Annotated in this window: 24 protein-coding genes; 14 read left to right on the forward strand and 10 right to left on the reverse strand. The window is 39.5% G+C overall.

The window, feature by feature from the left end; translation table 11 throughout:
- Window positions 1–48: 48 nt before the first annotated feature.
- The 7 genes from ACFYKT_RS15710 to ACFYKT_RS15740 all read right to left on the reverse strand — a co-directional run bounded on the left by ACFYKT_RS15710 (window position 49) and on the right by ACFYKT_RS15740 (window position 6715).
- Entirely contained in the window at window positions 49–951 is a 903-nt protein-coding gene (locus ACFYKT_RS15710) for a FixH family protein (protein ID WP_389221530.1), read from the reverse strand.
- The gene (locus ACFYKT_RS15715) at window positions 948–1622 is read right to left on the reverse strand and encodes an ABC transporter ATP-binding protein (protein WP_389221532.1); all 675 of its coding nucleotides are present in this window, start codon (window positions 1620–1622) and stop codon (window positions 948–950) included. Before ACFYKT_RS15715 ends, ACFYKT_RS15710 begins: the two co-directional genes overlap by 4 nt.
- Window positions 1619–2416 (reverse strand): ABC transporter permease, encoded by a 798-nt coding sequence (locus tag ACFYKT_RS15720; RefSeq protein ID WP_389221534.1) that lies wholly within the window; start codon window positions 2414–2416, stop codon window positions 1619–1621. Before ACFYKT_RS15720 ends, ACFYKT_RS15715 begins: the two co-directional genes overlap by 4 nt.
- Entirely contained in the window at window positions 2380–3723 is a 1344-nt protein-coding gene (gene nosD, locus ACFYKT_RS15725; protein ID WP_389221536.1) for a nitrous oxide reductase family maturation protein NosD, read from the reverse strand. Before nosD ends, ACFYKT_RS15720 begins: the two co-directional genes overlap by 37 nt.
- The gene (locus ACFYKT_RS15730) at window positions 3720–4286 is read right to left on the reverse strand and encodes a hypothetical protein (RefSeq protein WP_389221538.1); all 567 of its coding nucleotides are present in this window, start codon (window positions 4284–4286) and stop codon (window positions 3720–3722) included. Before ACFYKT_RS15730 ends, nosD begins: the two co-directional genes overlap by 4 nt.
- A 71-nt stretch (window positions 4287–4357) precedes the next feature.
- Window positions 4358–6229, reverse strand: a complete 1872-nt coding sequence (nosZ, locus tag ACFYKT_RS15735; protein WP_389221540.1) for a Sec-dependent nitrous-oxide reductase — start codon at window positions 6227–6229, stop codon at window positions 4358–4360.
- A gap of 54 nt (window positions 6230–6283) precedes the next feature.
- Window positions 6284–6715 (reverse strand): c-type cytochrome, encoded by a 432-nt coding sequence (locus ACFYKT_RS15740; protein WP_389221542.1) that lies wholly within the window; start codon window positions 6713–6715, stop codon window positions 6284–6286.
- Between the two features lie 322 nt (window positions 6716–7037).
- Here ACFYKT_RS15740 and ACFYKT_RS15745 point away from each other — a divergent pair, with 322 nt between their 5' ends.
- Both ACFYKT_RS15745 and ACFYKT_RS15750 read left to right on the forward strand, forming a co-directional pair.
- Complete coding sequence (locus ACFYKT_RS15745; RefSeq protein WP_389221544.1) at window positions 7038–7760, forward strand: Crp/Fnr family transcriptional regulator; 723 nt, start codon at window positions 7038–7040, stop codon at window positions 7758–7760.
- Window positions 7761–8204: 444 nt separating this feature from the next.
- Entirely contained in the window at window positions 8205–8672 is a 468-nt protein-coding gene (locus ACFYKT_RS15750) for an SRPBCC family protein (RefSeq protein WP_389221546.1), read from the forward strand.
- A 233-nt stretch (window positions 8673–8905) separates the two neighbouring features.
- Here ACFYKT_RS15750 and bshB2 read toward each other — a convergent pair whose 3' ends face one another.
- From bshB2 to pdxK, 3 genes are all read right to left on the reverse strand, one after another.
- Window positions 8906–9571, reverse strand: coding sequence for a bacillithiol biosynthesis deacetylase BshB2 (gene bshB2, locus ACFYKT_RS15755; protein ID WP_389221548.1), 666 nt, complete (start codon window positions 9569–9571; stop codon window positions 8906–8908).
- 34 nt (window positions 9572–9605) lie between these two features.
- A complete protein-coding gene (locus ACFYKT_RS15760) occupies window positions 9606–9950 on the reverse strand; it encodes a YojF family protein (protein WP_389221550.1) in 345 nt (114 codons plus the stop codon).
- A gap of 457 nt (window positions 9951–10407) precedes the next feature.
- Window positions 10408–11244 carry a pyridoxine/pyridoxal/pyridoxamine kinase gene (gene pdxK / locus ACFYKT_RS15765; RefSeq protein ID WP_389221552.1) on the reverse strand — a complete coding sequence of 279 codons (837 nt, stop codon included), beginning with the start codon at window positions 11242–11244 and terminating at the stop codon, window positions 10408–10410.
- Window positions 11245–11670: 426 nt separating this feature from the next.
- Between pdxK and fdhD the strand changes: the two genes are divergently transcribed.
- From fdhD to ACFYKT_RS15825, 12 genes are all read left to right on the forward strand, one after another.
- On the forward strand, window positions 11671–12435 hold the full coding sequence (fdhD, locus tag ACFYKT_RS15770; protein WP_389221554.1) for a formate dehydrogenase accessory sulfurtransferase FdhD: 765 nt from the start codon (window positions 11671–11673) through the stop codon (window positions 12433–12435).
- Window positions 12436–12576: 141 nt separating this feature from the next.
- Window positions 12577–15555, forward strand: a complete 2979-nt coding sequence (gene fdnG / locus ACFYKT_RS15775; RefSeq protein ID WP_389221557.1) for a formate dehydrogenase-N subunit alpha — start codon at window positions 12577–12579, stop codon at window positions 15553–15555.
- Window positions 15555–16373 carry a 4Fe-4S dicluster domain-containing protein gene (locus ACFYKT_RS15780; RefSeq protein ID WP_389221559.1) on the forward strand — a complete coding sequence of 273 codons (819 nt, stop codon included), beginning with the start codon at window positions 15555–15557 and terminating at the stop codon, window positions 16371–16373. Before fdnG ends, ACFYKT_RS15780 begins: the two co-directional genes overlap by 1 nt.
- Window positions 16366–17040 carry a formate dehydrogenase subunit gamma gene (locus ACFYKT_RS15785; RefSeq protein ID WP_389221561.1) on the forward strand — a complete coding sequence of 225 codons (675 nt, stop codon included), beginning with the start codon at window positions 16366–16368 and terminating at the stop codon, window positions 17038–17040. The genes ACFYKT_RS15780 and ACFYKT_RS15785 overlap by 8 nt, the downstream gene beginning before the upstream one ends.
- Window positions 17041–17243: 203 nt before the next feature.
- Entirely contained in the window at window positions 17244–18044 is an 801-nt protein-coding gene (locus ACFYKT_RS15790; RefSeq protein WP_389221563.1) for a formate dehydrogenase accessory protein FdhE, read from the forward strand.
- A 21-nt stretch (window positions 18045–18065) separates the two neighbouring features.
- Window positions 18066–18686, forward strand: coding sequence for a molybdenum cofactor guanylyltransferase (mobA, locus tag ACFYKT_RS15795; protein ID WP_389221565.1), 621 nt, complete (start codon window positions 18066–18068; stop codon window positions 18684–18686).
- On the forward strand, window positions 18683–19912 hold the full coding sequence (locus ACFYKT_RS15800; protein WP_389221567.1) for a molybdopterin molybdotransferase MoeA: 1230 nt from the start codon (window positions 18683–18685) through the stop codon (window positions 19910–19912). Before mobA ends, ACFYKT_RS15800 begins: the two co-directional genes overlap by 4 nt.
- A 15-nt stretch (window positions 19913–19927) precedes the next feature.
- Window positions 19928–21868: a molybdopterin biosynthesis protein gene (locus tag ACFYKT_RS15805; RefSeq protein ID WP_389221569.1), complete on the forward strand. Its 1941-nt coding sequence runs from the start codon at window positions 19928–19930 to the stop codon at window positions 21866–21868.
- Window positions 21869–21921: 53 nt separating this feature from the next.
- A complete protein-coding gene (locus ACFYKT_RS15810) occupies window positions 21922–22386 on the forward strand; it encodes a molybdenum cofactor biosynthesis protein MoaE (RefSeq protein ID WP_389221571.1) in 465 nt (154 codons plus the stop codon).
- Window positions 22379–22612, forward strand: a complete 234-nt coding sequence (moaD, locus tag ACFYKT_RS15815) for a molybdopterin converting factor subunit 1 (protein WP_389221573.1) — start codon at window positions 22379–22381, stop codon at window positions 22610–22612. The genes ACFYKT_RS15810 and moaD overlap by 8 nt, the downstream gene beginning before the upstream one ends.
- 45 nt (window positions 22613–22657) lie before the next feature.
- Window positions 22658–23677, forward strand: coding sequence for a thiazole biosynthesis adenylyltransferase ThiF (locus ACFYKT_RS15820; protein WP_389221575.1), 1020 nt, complete (start codon window positions 22658–22660; stop codon window positions 23675–23677).
- A 444-nt stretch (window positions 23678–24121) separates the two neighbouring features.
- The gene (locus ACFYKT_RS15825) at window positions 24122–24565 is read left to right on the forward strand and encodes an Lrp/AsnC family transcriptional regulator (RefSeq protein WP_389221577.1); all 444 of its coding nucleotides are present in this window, start codon (window positions 24122–24124) and stop codon (window positions 24563–24565) included.
- Window positions 24566–24645 lie beyond the last annotated feature (80 nt).

Genomic DNA, 24645 nt, shown 5'->3' on the forward strand with positions numbered 1-24645 from the left:
GCCTCTATATATATATCCCTATTTGTCCATTGAAGGTGCCTGACGTGGTTATAGGATAACGATATTTAAGGAATTGACTTGTGATACAAGAAGTTCTTCGTATTGTTTTTGGGTTTGATAGAGGATCTCTTGTTCATTGACATCAGGGTTTGCTTCTTTTACTTTATTAATGAGATCAGTTTGGACCTTCTGGGAGAGGACGATCAATTCGTACTGTTTTTCTTGTTTATCCCAGAATTTATCTTCACCAAATTCCTTAATTAGATTTTGAGCAGCTTGGGACTGCCCATATTGCTCCCGGACGCTCTCGATTGCTTTCTTAACTTCTTCTCTAGAAGCCTCATGGCCTTTTTCTAAACCAAGTAATGCCACAGAGCGAAGGCGGATAATCTGTGTTAACAATGTGTTTTGATCTTGAACAGCTTGTTCCTGATCATCCAAATTAGCTAAAGCCCCTTCTAATTCTTTTCCTTCATACTTTTCTTCTGCTTGCTCCCGATTAATGGCAATGTGAAGCTCATTAATAAATCGGTAAAATTCGATATCTTCAGTTGTGACCCAATCCCCATTGATTGTCGCCACTCCCTCGGGCTCTTTCACATCATACTCTATAACCTTTTCAACTTCTTTTCCATCCTCAGAGATTGTGAAAACAATTTCCCATTCTCCAGCCATTGGCAGTTCAACTTCACTGGAATAAATCCCTTTTTCTTCTTCAGTGAAATTGACCTCGTATTTGCCATGATCCATATCAACCATAGCAAATTCAGCAGTGATTTCTAGGTCCTCAACAGGTTCATCCTGGTCGGTTACCTTAATAGCAAATTCAGAGGTTTTCTCCTTTTGAAAGTAAAGCTCCTTTTCAACCGTAATTTCTAAGCTGCTGCCTGAACTGCAGGCGGCTAGCATAAACAGAAGAACAAAGCTAATACTGTATAGTCCTTTTTTCATTTGTCATTCTCTCCTAATTTTTGAGTTTGAAGGAACTCCTCAACCGTATATTTGGTCATTTTCTGCTCATCTAAAAAAGCAACATGAGTGCAGAGCTGTTTAATTTCATCCATATGATGGGAGGAAAGCAGGATCGTTTTATTTTTCAAAGCCTTTAATGCTTCAAGAATTTCTTTACGCCCGATTGGATCAAGGCCGCTTGTCGGCTCATCAAGTACAAGAATATTTGAATCTTGATATAAAGTAACAGCAAGACCTAATCTTTGGAGCATTCCTTTAGAGTACCCGTTGATGACTGTATTCCGATCATCCCATAGGTTAACTGATTGAAGAACACTTTCGATACGCTTTTCATCAACCTGACTAGAAACGGCCTTGGCAAAGAATATCATGTTATCCAACCCTGATAATAAAGGATAGAGCATAAACTTTTCAGGTAAGTAACCAATTTCATTTTGAGGTCGACTTTTTTTAGAAATTGCCACTCCATTAATTGATATCGTTCCTTTTTTCACAGGAAGAATGCCTAGTAAGCTGTTAATTAATGTTGACTTCCCTGCACCATTTCTTCCCACTAATGCACAAACTTCATCTTTTTCTATTATTAGATTCACATCGTTCAGAACGGTCTTTTTTCCATAAGATTGATGGAGATTTTGAATTTCAATCATTCTGACCCCTCCTTACGATGAAAGATTGCCGCAATGATAAAGGATACAACGAGTAGAATACTTACATTGGCTAGAAGAAATAATCCTGGTTTCAACCACATGAATGATTTTAGAAGCCTGGACATATGATCAAATGAATATACGCCTAATGAAGATTCTAGAAACATCCGAGCGGCCTGTATGGGATTTAAAAAATAGACAGCTGAGAATAATTTTACATTTTCATAGGTGATATCTGAAAGGAAAGACATCAGAATAAAATCATGTATAAAGAAAAAGTAAAACCAAATGGCAATTGAAAAACCGACGATCTGCATTCTCGAACGGCTGATACTGCCGATAAATATACCAAGCTGTGTATAGATTAATAATAAACAGATGAGAGAAACGAGAAAGGCAAAATAGCTCTTTAAGTCTGTTTGAAAGAAGAACTTTACAGGTACGAAATAGACAAAGAACCATATGATTATTGGCACAAGAAGTACGGATTGAACCGCAAGACTCTTTTTAAAAAGAAAGCTAGTAAAAGAGTCACGTCTTGTTAAAAGCATAATAAGCGTTTTTTGCTCTTTTTCTTGAAAGATACTAAAGGCCCCCAAGAATAAACATAATAAAGGGAGGAAATAAACGAAAGCATCAAATAGATTTATTAAGAGAACATAGAAGCCTTGGTCAAAGGAAAGAGCGAAAGATTTAAACAATAAACCGACTGAAACAAGAACGATGATCCCAAAGGATAACCATAATCCCTTTCCTTTTATGTTTTCCTTCCATTCTTTCCAAATATAATGCATAGCTGATGTCTCCCTTTTAATATAATTACGGTTAATACCATAAGACTTGCGAGTACATACCAGATCCAATGAATCGAGGGGTGATCGCTCTTTACCAATGGAAATGGATCTTCAAACATGGTTTCCTCTTTATGAAAAAATTGATTCATTTTTTCATAAATGGCTACTGCCGGACTTTTCAAAAATAGGTAAGTTAATTCCTGATCTTCAATAAGTTCATATAGTGAAGATTGATAGGAAATAGGCTGGTCACCAATTCCATCTTGATTGAGATCCAGTACAGGGAAGGATTTCCCCCAGTCGTTTCCTTTTTTATCTACCGTCCACTCATTTCTTCCTTTACCGCCAAGTGTAACTGCAGGAAGGGTGTTTTCTTCGATCTTATTTAAAGTAAAGCTCTGCTCATTGGAACTGGCCCAAAGTTCTATACCAATTTGATTTTTAACAATTTGATTATTCTTTATTAGACTGTTCGTCGATTGGTCAATATATAATCCACGTTGGTTAAGAAAAAACGTATTATCCTCAATAACTGTATCAATGGCTGAAAGAAGCAGTAATCCGAATGATTTATGGCCATAGTTGAAAATAAATTGATTGTTTTCAAGCGTAATCCCTCTGGAATGCATAATCGCTGCTCCGCCAGTATTAAAGGTAAATGTATTCCCCTCAAAAGCGTTATGATCTGAATACATATAATGTAATCCATACCGAGTTTCGCTAATGCGATTATTGCTTATTTGATTGCGATTCGCATAGTCAAAGAACATTCCGTCTCTTGTTCCCTCAATCACATTATTCTTTAACGTATTATCATTGGAATAGTAAACATGCAGGCCGTTGCCTTGATTAGCAATCTGTCCTTTGCCTAGTCCAGTAATCTCAGTATTTTGAACGGTATTATGATGGGCTTGGCTAAGGTATATACCGTGAAAAAAGTGTTTAATAGTTATACTGTCAATTAAGTTATGGTCTGTGTATACCTTAATGGCTGCGTATTCTTCCGAACTATTACGATCTAAACTACTGTTTGTTACGATAAGGTTTCTTAATTTTACATGAGGGGAACGGATGGAGATGACATTGCCTGTACCGTCCCCTTTGATCATGGTTTTCTTATCTCCAATTATTTCAATCGGTTTATCAATCACAATATTGCCTTCATACGTCTTATTTTCAAGGTGGATAACCGCCCCGTCACCAGCAGAATCTATAATGGCTTGTAGATTCTCTGATGCAAGACCTTTGCTTGGCATGGCGATAACGATTAACGACAACAGGAAGAGTAAGCGTATGGTTTTCCTCATCTTTTCCGATCCTTCCATAAAGGAATTAGAATGAAGATAAATGCAGCAATGACTAGGTAAGTTCCTAATCCTAGCTTGCTATAAGTAATAAAGTTTGCGAGTGTATTTTCCCCTATAATTGGAGGTACGAATGGATCTACTTTAATAGGGGCCATCGGATCTAATTCTGTACCAAAGTTTTTGAGCCATCGGTTTAAGTCCCACACACCGAGTAAGCCTCCAACAGCAAATAAACCAATAACAAAGTATAGGAAGGACTTTTTCCTAATGACTGCGGCAACTAAAACAAGGAGTGCTAGACCACCAATTAAATAGGAGAGATATTTCAACTCTGGAAAGTTTTCTTCACTAAAGTTAGCCATTCCGATGTAATGATTTAATCCGTTGACAATATCAATTTCCCCTTCAAGCTTATCCGGGTACACAATAATATTTAAACCCTCAGGATATTGTGGAGCGAAGAACTCCATCTTCCACCATGGGAAGAAAAGAGATGCAACAATTAATAATGCAGCAGCCACTAAAAGAAAAGATGAAACAGCGGAAAGTCGCTTTCCATTCAATGTAAACACGCCTTTCTATTAGAAAAGGAGGGAGGGCATCAATCATGATTGATACCCTAGTCCCTTTTTACTTATTTTGGTTTTACTAATAAATATCCAGTCATTTCTTGGTGTAATGCTGAACAGAAGTTAGTACAGTACATTGGGTACGTTCCTGCTTTATTAGCAGTAAATTCGATTGTATTTGTTTGACCTGGCTGTACTTCCATGTTTAAGTCATAGCTATTAATCGCAAAACCATGGGTAATATCTTGGTCAAAGTCAATATTTGTTAAGTGAATGAATACTTTATCGCCTTCATTTACCTCAAGTGCATCAGGACGTTTTGCCTTCGCATCAAAAATGAATTTTGAACGCATCGCAATCCCGTATACATGAACTTCATTGCCTTTACGTTCAATCCTAGTATCTTCCTGGTTGTAGACAGCATAAGGATTGCTTTCGTCTTTATCATAAACAGATATTGTTTTAATTTTGTCAGCTTTAATCATTTGTGCATAATGTGGCTCAGGGTTAACTGGAGCCGATTGGATGACTTCCATCTTTTTCCCTGATAGATCAATTAATTGCATAGATTCTGGATGGGAAGGTCCAACGGATAAATAAGAATCCTTGGCAATTTTATTCAGTGCAATAATATATTTTCCGTCTGGTGCTACAGTATCCCCTTCAGCAGCAACAGAATGTCCAGGAGAGTATTGAACTGGAACACGATCTAGTGTTTCGCCAGTTTTTGGATCCCATTTCACGATTTCAGAAGAGATGAACATCGTTGTGTAAGCCATGCCTTTATCATCGAATTGCGTGTGAAGTGGTCCAAGTGCATTTTCAGGATCAACTTCTCTTTCCATAACAGAGTCATAATTTAAAATTGGAATCCCATTACGTTCACCAGCAAAGTCTTGATTTTCGATTGCATCAAATGCTTTTTGGAATGAGAAAACGGTCATTGCAGGAGCTAGCTTTCCAGATGCGATAAAGTGCTCGCCGTCTGGTGTTACATCAACTCCGTGTGGAGATTTTGCTACAGGTACAAGATAGATCCCGCCTTTATGTTTTTCAGGGAAGATCATTTTTTGTCCAGTTACTTCATCGTATTCTCCATCTTGAATCTTTTGCTCAAGCTCTTTCCAGTTGAATAGAACAATATAGTCACGGTCTGCTTGTGATGCATTGATTTCTAGATTTGTTGTAGCTTCTTCTGTGTTATAAGTGGTCATAACTGCCCAATCAGCAGACATCTTTTTACCAGCATCAGACAGGTCATAGGACCATGGTGGAAGAGCTACTTGGTAGGCAATATTTAATTTTTCATTTTTTTCATCAAATGTTACAGCAGACATGACTCCACGATATTTTTCGCTGTAATCATCTAAGCTAGCGTATTCTCTGCCGATAGGAACAGCGAATCGTGTAGGAAGAAACATGTACTCTGTATTTTCAGTAACGAATGCTGCACAGTGTGGACCGCTTGTGTTCGGTACATCAATGATATCCTTGGTTGTAAATGTCTCAAGATTCATTACTGCTGCACGACTATTCCCTACATCCGTTGCAAACAAGTATTTCCCATCATAGTCACCATCTGTTTCTGATAATGCAGGATGGTGAAGATCACCCCAATTGTAATCGCCCATTAATTCTTTTGTATGCGTATCAAACCCATACCCTGTGGCTGAATCAGGAGAGAAGACAGGAATCGTACGAATATGGCGCATGGATGGAACACCGTAAATGAACATTTGCCCAGAATGTCCACCAGATGCCATTAAGTAATATTCATCTTTTTCTCCAAAAGGAACATAAACCTTCTCGGCATTCGTCTTATTCACACTACCACTAGTAGCTGAACCAGATGGACCTGGAGAAAAATCTGCAAAAAATACAGTTGCTGCTAAGACACCGGCTACTAAACCGGTGGCAGCTGGAATCCAATTTTTCATTAATTGCTGCACCGCCTTTATTGTTATAGTAATATAGCTTCAAAAAATGAATTGTTATTCTGCCGCCTTTTGAAGGGCTTCTACAATCTGGCTAATCTCTTCATCTGTTAATGGGTTGCCGCCAATAACGCTAGACATAACTGCAGATGTAGGTTCTTTCAAGAATTCAGCAAGCGGCTTGCCGTGTTTGTCTTCGACATTATTAAATGCCTGCGACAGATCTGGACCAGTTGCTCCACCTTCAAGATTTAATCCACTAACAGCGTGGCAGCCTAGGCATCCCTTTGCTTGTAAGATATTGTCGTCTGAAACAGCTACCGTATCATCGGTATTATTTGTTTCTTCTTCCTTAGTTGAAGCATCTTCCTTATCGGAAACAGCTACTTCTGGTTTGGAGTCATCAGAACCGATAACATCAAATACTAAATAACCAAGTCCGAGGCCGATTAGTGCGCTGATGACAAATATAATTAAAGGTTTTTTCACTTTTTTCCCCCCTCTTAAGCTGTATATTAATATCCTAACTTGGATAAAAAAGTCATCCTGTGATAAAGTTCACAATATTAATTTGCATTGTGAATGATCTGTGAATGGGCAGTGAAGAAATTGTGAACCGTGGAATCCAGCAGTATCAAAGGCTTTCTAAGATCCATATATCAAGTAGAAAGACAAAGTTTACATGTAGTTTATTATGCAGCAAAGGGGTGTAATTAATAAGTGTGAAAAATGTCACATTCAACCGTAGTTAGACTCGATAAAATGAATATAAATAGAAGTATGAAAAAACTTAATGAGGTGGGAAATGAACATGAGCAATCCAATTGCAGTTCAACAGCCGGATATTGAGGAATTCTTAAGTAAAATCGAAGTGTTTAAAAATCTTCCGAAACAGTCAGTCCAGTTGATTGACAATCGGATCGTTAAAAAGGCGTATAAAAAGGGAGAACAAATCATCTCTGAGTATGAAGAGGCACAGGGAGTCTTCTTTGTTCATTCAGGAATTGTAAAGCTGACAAAACAAGATGAACAGGGAAATGAGTTAATCACTTGTATTAAGAAAAAAGGAGAGATCTTCGCTGAAGCATGCTTATTCAATGCGGAAGGCATGTGCTATCCTGCCACAGGAACAATGGTACAAGAAGGAGAAATATACTTCTTGAATACAGATGACCTAGAACAAGAGCTTATGCTTTCACCAGAAATGTCCGTTCAAATTATTCGTTATATGAGTGAACAGCTGCGTGATATGACTTCGATATTAAGAGATATTGCTCTTTTAGATGTCTATATGAAAACAATCAGAACACTAGAGAGATTAGCTGGTAAATTTGGCGCAAACCGATGCAATAAAATGTACATTGAACTTCCCATCACCGTTCAAGAATTTTCTACCATGGTCGGAACTTCAAGAGAAAGTGTCAGCAGAGTATTTTCTAAGCTGAAAAAAGATGAAATTATAGAAATTAAAGGAAAAACAATTGTCATAACAGATTGGTGCAAATTCTGCTCCCTATTCCATCAAAAAGTATAATCGCCTAAAACAGGATTCTAAAAGAATGAATTCTGTTTTTTTTTTGCATTTCTATGGGCTTTTTATATTATAATTGCTGTGTTAAAGCTAATATATAATTTTTGCACTTGATGATTGTAGCAGAAATCAATTGGCCAATTTAACAGTGCTAATTTAATATGGAATGCCTTTTTTCTAAAAGATTGTTGTTTATTGAATGAATTATATGAATGATAACTGTTGATAAATAAGGTTGGTTGATTGGAGCGGAAGGTGCGAGACTCCTGCGGGAGCAGCGGGACAGGTGAGACCCCACAGGCGCTATGCGCCGAGGAGGCTCACCGCCCGCCCCGCGGAAAGCGAGCACCTGGAGCGGAAATCAACCTCTACTCATTCATGTTAAAAGCACAATGTTTGCTAAAACAGTCTAAGGAAAAAATGCTCGAAAGCAATGGAGGAGTAAAGATGGCTGATTTTCGTTCTAGTGTAATCATACATAAACCAGTTAATGAAGTATTTCGCTATATGGCAGGGATGGAGAATGTTCAAGAAATAATGCCTATTGTTGCTGAAATGGAAAAGCTTACAGATGGAGAAATTGGAAAAGGAACGAAATTTAAGGAAACTCGAATGGTCAGGGGAAATAAAGTTTACGCAGATGTGGAATATGTTGAATTTAATCAAGATCAATCTTTTACATCAAGAAGCAACTCTAATGGATTAATTGTTGAATATAAATATGTCTTTCATGAAATTGAGGAAGGAACACAAGTAGAGCTTGAAGCATTTGTAAAAACAAGCGGTCTGCGAATGAAATTAACAAGGCCAATGATCGTTAAAATGATCAAAAGGGAAGATGGTTATCAACTAGAAAATTTAAGAGACATGCTTGAGAAAGAAGAAAGCGAAATCAGCGATTTGCCAATAGAATAGAATCTTGGCAGAGGAAGCAGAGAACCCGCAAAAAGATCATAAAGAAAAAGCAGTTCTTCACATTTATCAGTGAAAAGCTGCTTTTATCTTTGCTTATTTTAGCGGTGGTTGTTGAATAAATGCCATTGGGGTACACGCGAATGACTTTTATTCGTATGAATAACTTAATGAGCGGGTACACCAATGGCGATTTCATGCACCAACAATATCGTTTAGCAAAGCTTTATTTTTACCTAAAACTGATAAGTCCAAAATCGTTCATTATGAATTCTTGCCATAACGCCAGGGTCTTGGTTTTTTAGCTTTTCTTCCATCTCAGTAACCATTAGCTGTGTTTGAGACACATGTGCTTTGATAGCTGCAATTTTCTGATCAGAAACAGCACTAACGTTATTAACAATATCCGCCTGACCAATTTCTTCCTCGCAGTTATTTGAAAAGGCAACACAGTGAACCTTTGGACGGCTTGCTTCTGGCATATCCTTAACCGCTCTAATAACAGCGGCACCACAAGCATCATGATCAGGATGAACAGCATAGCCAGGATAGAACGTAATAATTAATGAAGGATCTACATCATCAATGATTGATCTCATATGAGCAGCAATGACAGACTCATCTTCAAATTCTACAGTTTTATCACGATAGCCAAGCATGCGTAAATCGGTAATTCCAAGGACATTTGCTGCATCTTGCAGCTCCTTTTTACGAATAACTGGCAATGTTTCTCGTGTGGCAAATGGTGGATTCCCCATGTTTCTCCCCATTTCCCCTAGCGTCAAACAGGCATATGTAACTGGAGTCCCGTTATTAGTATAAGAAGCAATGGTTCCTGAAACGCCAAATGCTTCATCATCTGGATGTGGGAAAACAACTAAAACATGTTTTTCTTTTTCCATGTTGTAAGCTCCTTTCTTTCCCATTCTAAATTTGTTAGAACGGTTCTTCGCTTATTTGTAGTGCAACAGCAAGCTTGCCGCTAAAGTCATGACCAGCTAAAAGCAGCCTTCCTTTATCATCTACTTCGAAATGGGTGATTCCTTCTGCGTAAACCCAGCCAAAGCTCATCTTTAGGCCAATACGAAAAGGGCCACTCCCTGTTATTTTCCCGTGCTCATATTGTAGAAGGGCATTACGTATATATGCGCCAGAAGAGAAGAAGGATTCATCGAAATGAGAAGCATATGCTCCGTTCGTTGTTTCAAGATGAATATATACTTCCTTTTTGGCAAGGTGATCCAATTCCTTTTGTACACGATCGATAATTACCGGTTCCATCCTAATCCTCCTTACCGTATTCATTTGTGTATGTCTTTTTTAATTCCATCTTATTTTACTAAAAAAGGAACCGAAAAGCGAAATAGGTGCTTCAATAAAGGCTATTTCACAAATATTGTACTGATGAGAAAGTAGTTGGTAGAGGTTGATTTCCGCTCCAGGCGTTCGCTTTCCGCGGGGTGGGCGCTGAGCCTCCTCGGCGCTAAAGCGCCTGCGGGGTCTCAGCTGTCCCACTACTCCCGCAGGACGTTGAATAGGCTTCTTGAATTGACACCGCACGAGGAAATGCGGATGCATTTCCGAGGAGTCTCACGCCTTCCGCTCCAATCAACTAACCTTTTTTATCAGTAGAAAGCTTACTCAAAAACAACAAATTTTTAGAAAAGAGCCTAAATAAAAAAAGCGCAAGCACCGTTACCCTTGAGGGGATAGGTGTCCTGCGCATTTGTTCTTTTTATTATTTAAGCTGTTCCGCTTCTATACGGCCTGCACCGAAGCGGCGATAGGCTCCATGCATAGTTGGACCTACGTATTCATTTAATTTAAACCCATGATTGATGGCTGCTGTGATGAAATCCTTTGCTATTTCTACAGCTTCTACTACTGTTTTTCCCTTTGCAAGTTCAGCTGTGATTGCGGAGGAGTATGTACAGCCAGCTCCATGTATGTAAGTCGTATCAATGCGATCGCTTTCAAACAGTTTGAAATCCTTCCCGTCATATAGAAGATCAACTGCTTTTTCATGCTCTAATTTGCTTCCGCCTTTAATGAGTACATATTTTGCACCAAGTTCGTGAATCTTTACAGCCGCGGCTTTCATGTCCTCAACAGTTTTAATTGGCCCTGTTTGAGCTAATTGCCATGCTTCAAAGAGGTTAGGAGTTACAACGGTTGCACGAGGTACAAGAATGGTTCTTAACGCTTCAGCTGTTTCTGGGTGAAGGACTTCATCTTCTCCCTTACAAACTAATACGGGGTCAATAACTACCCGCTCTAATTTGTTTTCATCAATTACTTTAGCAGCAAGCTCAATAATTTCTACGGAGCCAAGCATGCCTGTTTTCATTGCATCGATTCCAGTGGATAGAACCGTCTCTATCTGTGCTTCTAGTGTATCGATAGCAATTGGAAATACGTTATGACTCCAATTATTTTTGGGATCCATTGTCACAATGGTTGTAAGAGCCGTCATACCATAAACGCCTAGTTCCTGGAACGTTTTAAGATCTGCCTGGATGCCAGCGCCCCCGCTTGTGTCTGATCCAGCGATTGTTAAGACTTTTTTCATCGTCATTGTAATATTCCTCCCTGAAGTTGTGCTTCATTAAATAAGATGACATTGTCTATTTTCTATTATAACAATAAACACTTTTGCGAGAAACTGTATAGTTTATTTTTCATAGGTCATAGTAGATTGCTTTTCTCTAACGAAGTTCACATATTGTTCAAAAATTAATTTAACAATTTAATGAACAAATATGATTTCAATCCTTCCTTCCTAATTATAACGTGATAAATGTTACTGCTGTATTCCTTCGCTCCCTTTATGATTATTTCGTAACAAGAAATAAATTTTCATAATAATCTCACTTCCAATGCCGTCTTTTCGTGATAATTGTCGCAGAAGTGATGAGATGCTTTTTCTTATAATCAATGGGAGTTCTTTCCGTAATAAAATGACAAGGCCAACGCTTCCATTAGCTAAAAAGGGGTGGAAACGATGAATAATAAGGGATGTCCTGAAGAATATCCTATTACACTCATAATAAATGGGTATGAAGTGGCTGTATTCCAGCTGACAAATCAAGATTTAGAGGACTGGGTTTTCGGCTATTTGTTTTCAGAAGGAATGATAGAAGCAGCGGATGAAATCCGCTCCATTCGCTGTGAAGAAGACTCTGGAACAATTGAAGTCACCTTACGGGAGGATTTTAATCCAGAAACAATGTTTTCGAAGAAGAAACATTATACTGCCGGCTGTGGTAGAGGGGTCACATTCTTCTCTATGACAGATGTAAAAAACTTTGCAAAGGTGCAATCTGAAAATACTTATCTATTAAGTTATATCTTGAAGAAACGAAGCGAGTTTGCGAAAAGCTCCCCATTGTATGCAGAAACAGGAGGTATGCATGGAGCTTGCATCGTTCATCCAAATGGAGAGATAACCGTTCGAGAGGATATTGGCAGACATAATGCCGTGGATAAGATTATCGGACATGCAATTCGGACGGGATGTAAGCCAGAAGAACTGCTTTTGCTGACCACAGGGCGAATATCTTATGAAATGCTTTCTAAAGCAGCAAAGTTTGGCTTTGCAGTTATTGGTTCGCGGACAGCCGCGACAAAGCAGGCTATTCAACTTGCGAAATTTCTAAATATTGAAGTAGTTGGTTATTTAAGGGGAAGAATGTCTATTCCGTACACTTCCTTTGGAAGGGTCATCAATGACCTTGAAGAAAGAAATATGGGGGTTCATCCAAACTAATTGGATTTTATATTTTTATATAAATTAGAAAAGTGTCTAGTGATAGTACTTTGCCGGTCTTTGGTCTTGGCCAGTAGCCTATTTAAAATAGTTGAGACCTGGGTTAGGTGCTTATGCTTTTCTAAGCAGGGGGGAATATAGATGGAGTTTACTAGAAGACAGTTCTTAAAATTGTCCGGTGCTGTAGCAGCTACTCTCGCTATAGTTGAGCTAGGATTTGATGATAAAGGAGCTCAGGCAAAAACAAGAGAATTTAAGATTGCTGAGTTGAAGCCAACACCAACAATCTGTCCTTATTGTGCGGTTGGCTGTGGGATCTTGGTTTATTCAAAAGGTGATGATGTGGTGTATACGGAAGGGGATCCGGATCACCCAATCAATGAAGGAAGCTTATGCAGTAAAGGAACAACAGTCCGTCAAGTATATACAAGTGAAAAGCGCATAACCAAACCACTGTACCGTGCACCTGGCAGCGATAAATGGAAAGAAGTTGATTGGGATTTTGCGCTTGAAAGGGTTGCCAAGAATATTAAGGAAACGCGTGATCGCACATTCATTCATAAGGAAAATGGCCTTACTGTAAATAGAACGGACGCGATCGCTTATTTGGGCGGTGCGGCATTAGATAATGAAGAATGTCATTTATTGCAAAAGTTATTCCGTGCTGGATTAGGGTTAACCTATATCGAGCATCAGGCCCGAATATGACATAGTTCAACGGTTGCCGGTCTGGCACCTACATTCGGTCGTGGAGCAATGACAAATCACTGGAATGATCTTAAGCATGCCGATGTATTAATGATTATCGGTGCGAATCCTGCTGAGAATCATCCGATTAGCTTTAGATGGATTTTAAAGGCATTAGAAAAAGGCGGGAAACTAATTTCTGTAGATCCGCGTTTCACAAGAACTTCGCAGATGGCAAATGTGTACGGACAACTTCGTTCTGGAACAGATATTGCTTTCATCGGCGGAATGATTCATTATATTTTAGAAAATGAACTCTTCCACAAAGAATACGTAGCAGCATACACAAATGCTTCTTACATTATTGAAGATAGCTATGCATTTGATGATGGAATGTTTAGTGGCTATGATAAAGGCAAAAGAAGCTACGACAAGACGAAATGGGCTTTCAAAACAGATGAAGAAGGAAACACGCTTAAAGATCCAACATTGAAAGATCCTAACTGTGTATTCCAGCTAATGAAGAAACATTATTCCCGTTATGATGTAGAGACAGTTATCGGGGTAACGGGTACAGATAAAGAAACATATTTAGATATTTGTAAAACATATGCTTCAACAGGTGAAGTTGGTAAAGCGGGTACCATCTTGTATGCAATGGGTGGAACACAGCATACGGTAGGAACGCAGAATATTCGTTCTTATGCCATTCTTCAGTTGCTTCTTGGAAATATTGGGATTTCTGGCGGCGGTGTAAATGCATTGCGGGGAGAATCCAATGTTCAAGGCTCAACAGACTTTGGACTCCTGTATGATAATGTACCAGGATATATGCAAGTTCCGACAACGGCAGAAAGTGATTTTACTTATCAAGGCTTCCTTGATCGTATTACACCAAAGGCTGGCTACTGGGTAAATAAGCCGAAGTTCTATACAAGCATGCTGAAATCCTTCTATGGGGATAATGCAACAAAAGGAAATGAATTTGGGTACCATTACTTACCGAAAATTACATCAGGTAATAATCATTCATTTATGAGATTGTTTGATGCCATGCATCGTAAAGAGCTTGAAGGTTTAATTTTATTTGGATCTAATCCAGCAGTTGGCGGACCGAATGCTGGGAAGGGACAAGATTCACTAAGCAATCTGAAATGGATGGTTGCGGTAGATCTTTTTGAAACAGAAACGTCTTCCTTCTGGCAAAAAGAAGCAGGAGCAGACCCAGCGTCGATTCAGACGGAAGTCATTTTCCTTCCTGCAAGTGGATCCTTTGAAAAAGAAGGCTCTGTGACGAATTCAGGGCGCTGGATGCAATATCGTTGGAAGGCGATTAAGCCAAAAGGCGAGTCAAAGGCAGATTTGGAAATTGTGCATATGCTTGCGCGCCGTTTAAAGGATATGTATAAAAATAGCTCCAATCCTGCAGATATGCCGATGAAGGCAATGACTTGGGATTATGGGGAACACGATCATCCTGATATTGATCTCGTATGCAGAGAAATAAATGGCTACGATATGAAAACAAAAAAACAAGTGAAAAAGTTTGGGGATCTAAAAGATGATGGATCCACATGCAGTGGAAACTGGATTTACTGTGGTTTCTACCCTGAAAACGACAACCTGGCTAAGCGCCGCGACACTACAGATGAAGGCATGAGTAACTTCCTGAATTGGTCTTATGCATGGCCAGCTAACCGACGTATCCTGTATAATCGCGCGAGTGCTGATCTAAATGGTAAGGCATGGAGTAAAACAAGAGTTGGAATTGAATGGAATGCAGCTGAGGGCAAATGGAAAGGAAACGATGTTCCAGACTTTGTTGTTGATAAAGGGCCTGATGATCCAACCTTTATAGATCCATTTATCATGATTGCTGGCGGTAAAGGGGCAATATTTAGTTCTATTAATGAGGGGCCATTGCCAGAACATTATGAGCCGTATGAAAATCCAATGACCAATTCATTCTCAAGTGTACAGATGAATCCGGCTGTGCAATTCGGAGAAACGGAAAAGAATGAACAAGGGGATGTATCTAAATATCCAATTGTTGCTACTACCTATCGCCTGTCAGAGCATTGGCAATCCGGAGCAATGACCCGAAATCAAGAATGGCTGGCAGAGTTAGTTCCACATATGTTCGTTGAAATCAGTGAAGAATTGGCGAAAGAAAAGGGCATTAACAATAAGGATAAAATCATTGTTTCATCTGCACGTGGCGAAATTGAAGCATATGCAATGGTTACGAAACGTTTCAAACCGTATAAGTTAAAGGATAAAACGGTTCACCATATTGGTATGCCATGGCATTTTGGATATAAAGGAATTGTCACAGGCGGAACAGCAAACCGCTTAACACCGCATATTGGAGATGCAAACTCAACGATTCCAGAATATAAAGCATTTCTTTGCGATGTTAGGAGGGCAAAATAATGGCTGAAACAATTAAATTGGTCGATGTAACGAAATGTGATGGCTGCCGTGCGTGTATGGTGTCTTGTAAGAACTGGAATGACCTCCCTTCTGAAATAGAAGAGTTCCACGGAAGCTATCAATCTCATGAAAAAATGACAGCAAATACGTGGAATGTCTTAACATTTAATGAGCAAGAAAGAAAGGACGGCGGGCTTGACTGGCTTTTCCGCCATTCTTCCTGCTTGCACTGTACAGAAGCAGCGTGTGAGAAAGCTTGTCCTGAGAATGCAATCAGTCATACAGAGTTTGGCTCTGTAGTTGTTGACTATGATACTTGTGTTGGCTGTGGCTATTGTGTGCAAGCATGCTCCTTTGATGCTATTAACCTAGCAACCTATATTGATAAAAATGGAAAAGAGTTTAGAAAGGCACAGAAATGTACGCAATGTACGGATCGCCTGGAAGAAGGGCTACAGCCTGCATGTGCAACAGCTTGTCACACGGGGGCAATTGTCTACGGAGATAAGGATGAACTTCTTTCTTCAGCAGAGGAACGCTTATCGCAAATTAAAGAGCGTTATCCGAATGCAAATATTTACAATCCACAAGGAATTAGAGGAACAAATACAGTTTATATATTGGCTGACAAGCCGACAACATATGGTTTACCTGAGAATCCAAAAGTAGCACTTTCTCAAATTGTTTGGAAGGATTATGCACAGCCAATCGGTAAAGCCATGCTAGGTGTAACATCTATGGCCGTTATTGGAGCATTCATTACAAATACATTAAATAAAAAGAATGATTCTAGTGAAGGAGACCATGGCCATGAATAAAGGTGGAAATCAAAAAACGGTTAAACGTTTTAATGTGGGTTTCAGGGTCTCGCACTGGATAAATGCTGCAGCATTCTTCGTTTTATATATTTCTGCACTACCGATGTACACCGAGTTTTTTGATTGGTTATACCCTGTTTTTGGAGGACCAGCTGGTGCAAGGTTAGTTCATAGATTCGCAGCTGTTGCCTTTATGCTTCCACTACCCATTATGATCATCTTTGATTGGAAGGGTTTTACAAATTGGGCAAAGAATATTCTTTCTTGGAAGAAGCATGACTTGTTATTCTTCCCTCAATTTGCGAAAGAATTTTTTGGAATGAAAGCAAAGATACCGAAACAGGATTTCTTCAATGCAGGTGAAAAAATAAACTCATGGTTAATGATCATTACAACAATCATGTTGATTTGTTCAGGTCTTATTATGTGGTTCCCTCAGTATTTCGCATATGGAATCATTATGTGGGCGTACCCAATTCATAATATCGGTCTAGGTCTTGCAGCTGCAGTAGCCATTGGCCATATTTATATGTCTCTTGTAACAGCGAAACCTTCGATGAGAGGAATCATCAAAGGAGATGTTTCAGAGGAATATGCCAAGGATCACCATGGCCGTTGGTATGATGAACTGCAAGAGGAAGAACTCAAGAAGAAAAAGCATGCATAATCATTAAAGACTAAAATTGACAATTGTAATAAATACGAGAGAGAGCTACCCTGCATTAAGGGTAGCCTTTCCTCTTCTTAACGGTAGGCTGTTTTAAAGCTAAGTGTTGATTTTTGCACCCTGTTGATTGGAGCGGAAATCAACAAACAAGTTCAATAGAGCCTAACGATAAATGACTACCTGAAATGAAAGTGGTGTTTTCAATGGCAAAAACGAATGTTCTTGATGAAAACTATGAACAGCTACAAAAAAAGATTCAATCTTTAAATGAAAAGTGGAGAAGTGAAGTCTCAGAGGTAACATTGAAAGGAATGGAGAATTTAGCAGCAAGTTCCCCAATCATTCCTCAGCTAGAAATGTCTATTAACATCGACCAATATCAAACATTTATCGAGGAACTACTTCAATTAATAGGGCAAAACAATACTGAAATTACGGCTGCGGCTGAGAAGATAAAAGAAATAGCAACTTCGGATATTTTACAAAAATGGTTTACAGAAGCAATTGCTGTTAATCACTTCTATTTTAAAAACTTTGCAGAAGAGAATAACCTCCCTGAATGGTTGCCAATCTTTGCAGCTGAGCATGCAGCACGTCCGTATTTACAGGCGGCAACAGCTGAATTAGAACCAAGATTAAAAGAAATAAATCATAACCATGGCTGTCATTCTTGTGGTGAGCCTGCACGATTTGCTGTGATTAACAAAAAAGGGAAGAAAGAGCTGACATGTCCGAGATGTCTTCATATGTGGGAAGAAAAGAAAATAAGCTGTGCACACTGTGGCTCAGAGGATAAGGTAGTCATCCTGAAGGTAGAAGGGGATGAAAGTGCTGAAATTCATGCATGTCATAAATGTAAAGGGTATACTAAAGTAATAGATACTAGAAAAATGTTTAAAAAAGAATCTCCAACATTATTAGATGTAAAGAGTATCCATCTAGATTATATTGCTCAAGAAAAGGGCTTTGGAATTTCTGACGATGAGGGTCATGAGACTCACTAATATTCTAAGCAGGTGTGAAGAATGCGAACAACGGGTATTATTATGGCAGGCGGCAAGTCAAGCAGGATGGGAGAAAACAAAGCCTTACTAAGAATAGATGGAAAGACGGTTATTGAGAATATTGCAGAAACACTTGAAAAAACAGTGACAGATATAATCATTGTGACAAATACGTTTGAAGACTATCAATTTCTTGGACTTCCAATGGTTGAGGATAGATGGAAGGAAATGGGCCCGCTTGCAGGTATTCATGCAGGATTAAGTGCTTCTAGTACGGATAAAAATCTTGTGGTTGCATGTGATATGCCGTTTATTTCCTCAGAATTAGGGGACATCCTGCTTGGCTTGCTAGAAACATTCGATGCTGCCGTTCCAAATATCGCAGGTCAGCTTCATCCCTTATTTGCAGCCTATCGCAAAGATATACAAGAAGAAATTAATCAAGCTATACAAAAGCAAGAACTGCGTATCAGGCAGTTTTATAAAAAGATCCATACAAAAATAGTGACTGAAGATGATTTGACTAAGCTTCATTTCGATTATCAAGATCATTATCTTTTCAATATGAACTATCCAGAGGAATTTGAGAAAGCGCTCAAGCTTGCAGCTGATCATCCAAAAGAAAGCAGAGATTTATCATGAAATTTTTCCAGGTTAAATCGGTGGAGGAAACGTTTTCCTTAATCAAGGAACAGATTCAACCGATAACTGAATATATAAATATTCCACTCTTTGAAGCCCTACATTTTGTTGTAGCTGAAGATATTTATGCGTCTGAGAATGTGCCTGATTTTCGCCGTTCTACGGTAGATGGCTATGCGGTGAAAGCAAAGGATACATTTGGTTCATCTGAAAGCTTTCCAGGCTTTCTTACACTTGCAGGGGAAGTTCAAATGGGCCAATTGCCACCAGGAGTACTGCAAACAGCGGAAGTCATGTACGTACCAACAGGCGGCATGCTTCCAGAAGGCAGCGATGCGGTTATTATGATTGAGCATTGCGAAGATATGGATGGATTAATTAATGTGTTTAGACAGGTAGCTCCAGGAGAAAATGTCATTTCTGTTGGGGAGGATATGCAAAAAGGTGCCCTTTTATTAAGGAAGGGAACGAAGCTTCGTTCTCAGGAGTTAGGTGCACTTGCCTCTCAAGGGATTACAGAGGTTACTGTAATCAGAAAACCGATTATAGGCTATCTCTCATCAGGTGATGAAATTGTTCCGATTGAAACAGAAAGGCTTGCTCCAGGTGAAGTAAGAGATATGAACGGAATGACAATCGGCGCGCTTGTAACTGGGTGGGGATTTGCCTTTCAGTATGGCGGCATCGTCAAGGATAATCGTGAGGAATTTGAGAAGGCAGCAAGAGAGATGTTAGAGAAAGCGGATTGTCTGATTGTTTCCGGGGGCAGCTCGGTAGGTGCGAAGGATTATTCAGTTGAAGTAATCCAATCTCTAGGAGACCCGGGTGTTTTTGTTCATGGTGTATCAATAAAACCAGGAAAACCAACGATTTTGTCAATGGCTGGCCGTAAGCCGGTTATTGGTCTGCCAGGACACCCAGCTTCAGCGATCATTATCTTCCATCTATTTGGAAAGGCTATATTAGAACAATTAAATGGTTTCCGATACCAGGAAAAACAGTTAACCTTTGCTAGGGTAACAAAAAATATTCCTTCTTCTCCAGGAAGAACGGATTATGTGAGGGTCCGGCTTTTTGAAGAGGATCGTATATGGTATGCTGAACCGATTTTTGGTAAGTCTGGTTTAATCTCCACCCTCGTTCAAAGTGAAGGGGTAATTGAAATTGCAGCAAGGAGCGAAGGTGTGCAAAAAGGCGATCTCGTTCCGATAAGGATTTTCCAATAGGGGGCTTGAAGGTAGATGTCAAAGCATAATTATAAACGTAAGGTCTATTTGCAGGACAAGCCCCGATTGGAGGCCAAACAGCAAATGCTTGCCCATTATGAAGCAAAGAGAGAAATCGAGTGGCTAGATAGTGCAAGTACCTTAGGAAGAGTATTGGCTGAACCAGTTTTTGCAAAAGGTTCCATGCCCCATTACCATGCTTCAGCAATGGATGGGATTGCTGTATTTGCAGAAGATACCTTTTCAGCACATGAGCAAAGTCCGATTCGACTAAAACGTAATAAAGATTTTATCTACGTGGATACAGGGAATGAAGTTCCCCCGCCTTTTGATGCTGTTATCATGATTGAGTATGTAGAAGAAATTGATGAAGATACAATTGAGATTATTGATCCCGCGGTACCTTGGCAGCATATACGGCCAATAGGGGAGGATATTGTTCAGGAGGAAATGCTGTTTCCTCAGGGTCATGTAGTTCGACCTGTTGATATTGGTGCTCTCCTTGCTTCAAGAACGGTAATGGTTCCAGTAATCAAAAAGCCGGTCGTTACGGTTATACCAACCGGCAATGAGCTAGTTGCCCCAGATGGCTCTATTTCTACTGGCCAATTAGTTGAGTTTAATGGCACGGTATTTACCAATTATATTCATGAATGGGGTGGTGAGCCGCGCTTACACCCGATTGTAAAGGATGAACCGGAAAGAATAAGAGCAGCTATCTTGGAAGCTGTTACTCATTCTGATATGGTAGTTATTAACGCAGGCTCCTCTGCAGGATCAAAGGATTATACGGTCCATATTATGGAGGAACTAGGTGAAGTATTCACACATGGTGTGGCAACAAGGCCGGGCAAGCCTGTAATTATCGGGAAAATAAAAGAGACAATTGTCGTCGGTGTTCCAGGTTACCCAGTTTCTGCCTACTTAGCTCTTGAATGGTTTGTTAGACCACTAATTTGTGAAGCATTACAAGTTTCAGAGCCAGTTAGGCCAAAATTAAAGGTGAAATTAGGAAGGCGTATTGTTGGTACGATGGGTGCGGAAGACTTTATTCGGATGAATATTGGCTTTGTTAATGGAGAATATATTGCCAATCCACTTCCACGGGCAGCCGGTGTAACCATGTCGCTCGTACGCGCAGATGGCATGCTCATTATTCCCCCTACAAGCCTCGGGTATGAGCAGGGAGAATATGCAGAAGTTGAATTATTAAAACCATTGGAACAGATAAAGGAATCAATTGTGTTTATAGGAAGCCATGACTTAACGATTGATCTCTTATCTTCACAAATGAAGAAAGTAAGAAGAAACACAAGTATTATGTCATCTCATGTTGGAAGCTTAGCTGGGATTATGGCCATTAAGAAGGGAGAAGCCCATGTGGCTGGCATCCATCTTCTTGACCCAGAAACAATGGAATATAATCAATCGTATATTAAACGGTTTTTAGTAGATAAAGAGGTCGTTCTTTATCCATTTTTGAAACGAAAGCAAGGCTGGTTATTGCCAAAAGGCAATCCACTTGATATAAATTCAATTAAAGATATTGTTCCCCAACAAGCCCAGTTTGTGAATCGCCAAAAAGGGGCTGGGACGAGAATTCTTTTTGATATGCTCTTAAAAGAGGAAGCTATAAGCACTGAGGAAATCATCGGCTATGGAAGAGAAATGTTCTCCCATTTAAGTGTTGCAGCTGAAGTTAAGGGAAACCATCGCGCAGTAGGCTTGGGCATCTATCCAGCTGCCAAAGCAATGGACTTGGATTTTATTCCTGTAGCAGACGAACACTATGATTTACTAATGACGAAAGCATTCTTCGACAGTCAGCAAGGCAAAGATTTAATTCATGTAATTCAATCAAAAGAGTTTCTAGAAAAAGTAGAGGGAATTGGCGGGTACTCACTTGAAAAAAATCCAGAACCCATCTATTTTAATGCTCTACCCAATAAGTTTTAATGAGAAAGTATCTGTATCTATTTTTTAATGAGATCAACAGGTGAGGTGATAGAATGAATTATGCCATTTCAAAAGAACCAATCATTGTGCAGGAAGTCATTGATAAAGTTGTACAGCGTGAAGCAGGAGCGATCACAACATTTGTCGGAACAGTGAGAGAGCTAACACATGGAAAAAAGACATTATTCTTAATTTATGAAGCATATGAATCAATGGCAGTAAAGAAATTGGAGCAAATTGGCAATGAAATAAAGGAACGCTGGGCTGGAGCAGAAGTAGCGATTACTCACCGAGTAGGGAAACTGGATATCACAGATATTGCAGTCGTTATTGCTGTTTCAACACCCCATCGTGCAGATGCCTATGAGGCCAATCGTTATGCTATTGAGCGTATTAAGGAAATTGTTCCGATTTGGAAAAAGGAACATTGGGAAGATGGAAAGGAATGGATTGGAAACCAGCTTGAAACTGTTTCTTATCCAAAAGGAAAACCAGAGGAGAAGGATTTAAATGAATAAAATACTATTCTTTGCTCATTTACGGGATGCAGTAGGGGAAGAATCAATTATCATTGAATCGGATGGCAAAACAGTTGCGGAGCTTAAGAAGCAAATAGAAGAAACATATGAATCAGTCAATCTCGAAAATGCTATGACAGCAATTAATGAGGAGTTTGCCTCAGATGAGGAAGTTATATGCGTTGGGGACACAGTTGCTTTTATTCCTCCAGTAAGTGGTGGCTGATACGGAAGAAGAGATTTAATTTCTTCTTCGAAGGGAGTGCTGACCATGGATGAAAGATATTCCCGGCAAACCTTGTTCCCATCTATCGGGAAAGAGGGGCAAAAAAAAATCCGATCCAAGCATGTGTTAATGATAGGTGCTGGTGCGTTAGGTTCAGGTAATGCAGAAATGTTAACAAGAGCTGGGATCGGGAAACTGACAATCGTCGACCGTGATTATGTGGAGGCAAGCAATCTTCAGCGCCAACAGCTTTATACGGAGCAAGATGTAGCAGAGAAGCTGCCAAAAGCAGCCGCAGCTGCAAGTCGTTTACAACAGATCAATTCTGAAGTGGAGATTGAGGCTATTATTACGGATGCGACACCTGAAAAGCTAGAAGAGCTCGTCAAAGAAGTGGATTTAATTATTGATGCAACAGATAATTTTGAAACGAGAATGGCGATAAATGATATTTCACAAAAATATCAGGTCCCGTGGATTTATGGGGCATGTGTAGGCAGTTACGGGATGAGTCTAACCATTATTCCGGGACAAACCCCTTGCTTAAATTGTATATTAAAGAAAATCCCGATTCAGGGAATGACCTGTGATACAGGAGGAATCATTGCGCCAGCCGTACAAATGGTTATTTCACATCAAATCGCTGAAGCATTGAAAATTCTTGTTGAAGATTGGGAAGCCGTTAGAACGTCATTTGTTAGCTTTGATTTATGGCGAAATCAATATACGAGTATGAAAGTATCAAAAGCAAAAGATGAAGGCTGTTTGTCATGTGGTGAACATCGAACCTATCCATACCTCAATCATGAGAATATGACGAAATCAACCGTCCTTTGTGGAAGAGACACCGTACAGATTCGTCCGCCGATGCAGCAGAATATCCACTTAAAAGACCTATCCGAGCAGTTGCAAGCTCTTGGATATCAGGTGAAAGGAAATCCTTACTTAATTTCTGTTGAGATGGGTGAGCAGCGCCTCGTCATCTTCAATGATGGACGTGCACTTATTCATGGAACAAAGGATTTAACACAGGCAAAGTCGATTTATCAGCGCCTGCTAGGGTGAAATAATTATAGCGTTTTAATGAATTAGAAAGCATTCCCTTTCAGATTATAGATAGGGGATGCTTTTTTATTGGATCTTTCTAAAAGATTGTTGTTTTTGAATAAGCCTTCTATTTACCAAAAGGAATAGTTGATTGGAGCGGAAGGTGCGAGACTCCTGCGGGAGGAGTGGGACAGGTGAGACCCCGCAGGCGTAATAGCGCCGAGGAGGCTCAGCGCCCACCCCGCGGAAAGCGAGTACCTGGAGCGGAAATCAACTTCTACCCAATCATGTTAAAAGCAACAAAGTTTGCGAAAGCACAGCCTTTTTATTTGATTACTTCATCTAGATCAAAAAAAGATAAGAAAATGAACAGATAGTCAATGAATTGAAAAAAAATGTTTCCTTTTGTTTGGATTTTTCATATAATACAGTTAATTGGGAAATTAGAAAAGGTGTGTCAAAATGGATAATACAGACAAGCGGATTTTAGAATTATTAACAGAAAATGGGCGATTATCCTATGTTGATATAGGAAAGGAACTAGATTTGTCTCGAGTGGCAGTCAGAGAAAGAGTTAGCAGATTGGTTGAAGATGGGGTAATAGAACAATTTACAGTTGTCATTAATAGCAGTAAGGCCGGAAAAGATGTCTCTGCTTTTTTTGAAATTGATTGTGAGCCTAGTTCGCTCGTTAAGGTGGCTGAAGCATTGGCGGAAAATCCAAGCGTTGCCAGTTGTTATCAAATGACGGGCCCTTCAACATTGCATACGCACGTATTAGTGGATAATTTCGATGCTTTAGAAAGATTTATCAACGAGGAATTATATGATTTAAATGGAATCACTCGTGTAGAAAGCCACATATTGCTTCGCCGATTCAAAAGTAGAAGAGGGCTGAAATTATAAGTACGGCATGTACACATTGTTTAAAAAAATGAAATATATACTAATTATGGGAAGCGGGCTAAGAGATCGTTAATTAATGA

This window comes from Cytobacillus mangrovibacter, assembly GCF_042865275.1.
In the GTDB taxonomy this organism is placed as follows: Bacteria; Bacillota; Bacilli; order Bacillales; family Cytobacillaceae; genus Cytobacillus; species Cytobacillus mangrovibacter.

Excerpts from the sequence above, each read along its gene's own strand:
- ACFYKT_RS15710 (WP_389221530.1), bottom strand. The coding sequence starts at position 951 with ATGAAAAAAGGACTATACAGTATTAGCTTTGTTCTTCTGTTTATGCTA.
- ACFYKT_RS15715 (WP_389221532.1), bottom strand. The coding sequence starts at position 1,622 with ATGATTGAAATTCAAAATCTCCATCAATCTTATGGAAAAAAGACCGTT.
- ACFYKT_RS15720 (WP_389221534.1), bottom strand. The coding sequence starts at position 2,416 with ATGCATTATATTTGGAAAGAATGGAAGGAAAACATAAAAGGAAAGGGA.
- nosD (WP_389221536.1), bottom strand. The coding sequence starts at position 3,723 with ATGAGGAAAACCATACGCTTACTCTTCCTGTTGTCGTTAATCGTTATC.
- nosZ (WP_389221540.1), bottom strand. The coding sequence starts at position 6,229 with ATGAAAAATTGGATTCCAGCTGCCACCGGTTTAGTAGCCGGTGTCTTA.
- ACFYKT_RS15745 (WP_389221544.1), top strand. The coding sequence starts at position 7,038 with ATGAGCAATCCAATTGCAGTTCAACAGCCGGATATTGAGGAATTCTTA.
- ACFYKT_RS15750 (WP_389221546.1), top strand. The coding sequence starts at position 8,205 with ATGGCTGATTTTCGTTCTAGTGTAATCATACATAAACCAGTTAATGAA.
- bshB2 (WP_389221548.1), bottom strand. The coding sequence starts at position 9,571 with ATGGAAAAAGAAAAACATGTTTTAGTTGTTTTCCCACATCCAGATGAT.
- ACFYKT_RS15760 (WP_389221550.1), bottom strand. The coding sequence starts at position 9,950 with ATGGAACCGGTAATTATCGATCGTGTACAAAAGGAATTGGATCACCTT.
- pdxK (WP_389221552.1), bottom strand. The coding sequence starts at position 11,244 with ATGACGATGAAAAAAGTCTTAACAATCGCTGGATCAGACACAAGCGGG.
- fdhD (WP_389221554.1), top strand. The coding sequence starts at position 11,671 with ATGAATAATAAGGGATGTCCTGAAGAATATCCTATTACACTCATAATA.
- ACFYKT_RS15780 (WP_389221559.1), top strand. The coding sequence starts at position 15,555 with ATGGCTGAAACAATTAAATTGGTCGATGTAACGAAATGTGATGGCTGC.
- ACFYKT_RS15785 (WP_389221561.1), top strand. The coding sequence starts at position 16,366 with ATGAATAAAGGTGGAAATCAAAAAACGGTTAAACGTTTTAATGTGGGT.
- ACFYKT_RS15790 (WP_389221563.1), top strand. The coding sequence starts at position 17,244 with ATGGCAAAAACGAATGTTCTTGATGAAAACTATGAACAGCTACAAAAA.
- mobA (WP_389221565.1), top strand. The coding sequence starts at position 18,066 with ATGCGAACAACGGGTATTATTATGGCAGGCGGCAAGTCAAGCAGGATG.
- ACFYKT_RS15800 (WP_389221567.1), top strand. The coding sequence starts at position 18,683 with ATGAAATTTTTCCAGGTTAAATCGGTGGAGGAAACGTTTTCCTTAATC.
- ACFYKT_RS15805 (WP_389221569.1), top strand. The coding sequence starts at position 19,928 with ATGTCAAAGCATAATTATAAACGTAAGGTCTATTTGCAGGACAAGCCC.
- ACFYKT_RS15810 (WP_389221571.1), top strand. The coding sequence starts at position 21,922 with ATGAATTATGCCATTTCAAAAGAACCAATCATTGTGCAGGAAGTCATT.
- moaD (WP_389221573.1), top strand. The coding sequence starts at position 22,379 with ATGAATAAAATACTATTCTTTGCTCATTTACGGGATGCAGTAGGGGAA.
- ACFYKT_RS15820 (WP_389221575.1), top strand. The coding sequence starts at position 22,658 with ATGGATGAAAGATATTCCCGGCAAACCTTGTTCCCATCTATCGGGAAA.
- ACFYKT_RS15825 (WP_389221577.1), top strand. The coding sequence starts at position 24,122 with ATGGATAATACAGACAAGCGGATTTTAGAATTATTAACAGAAAATGGG.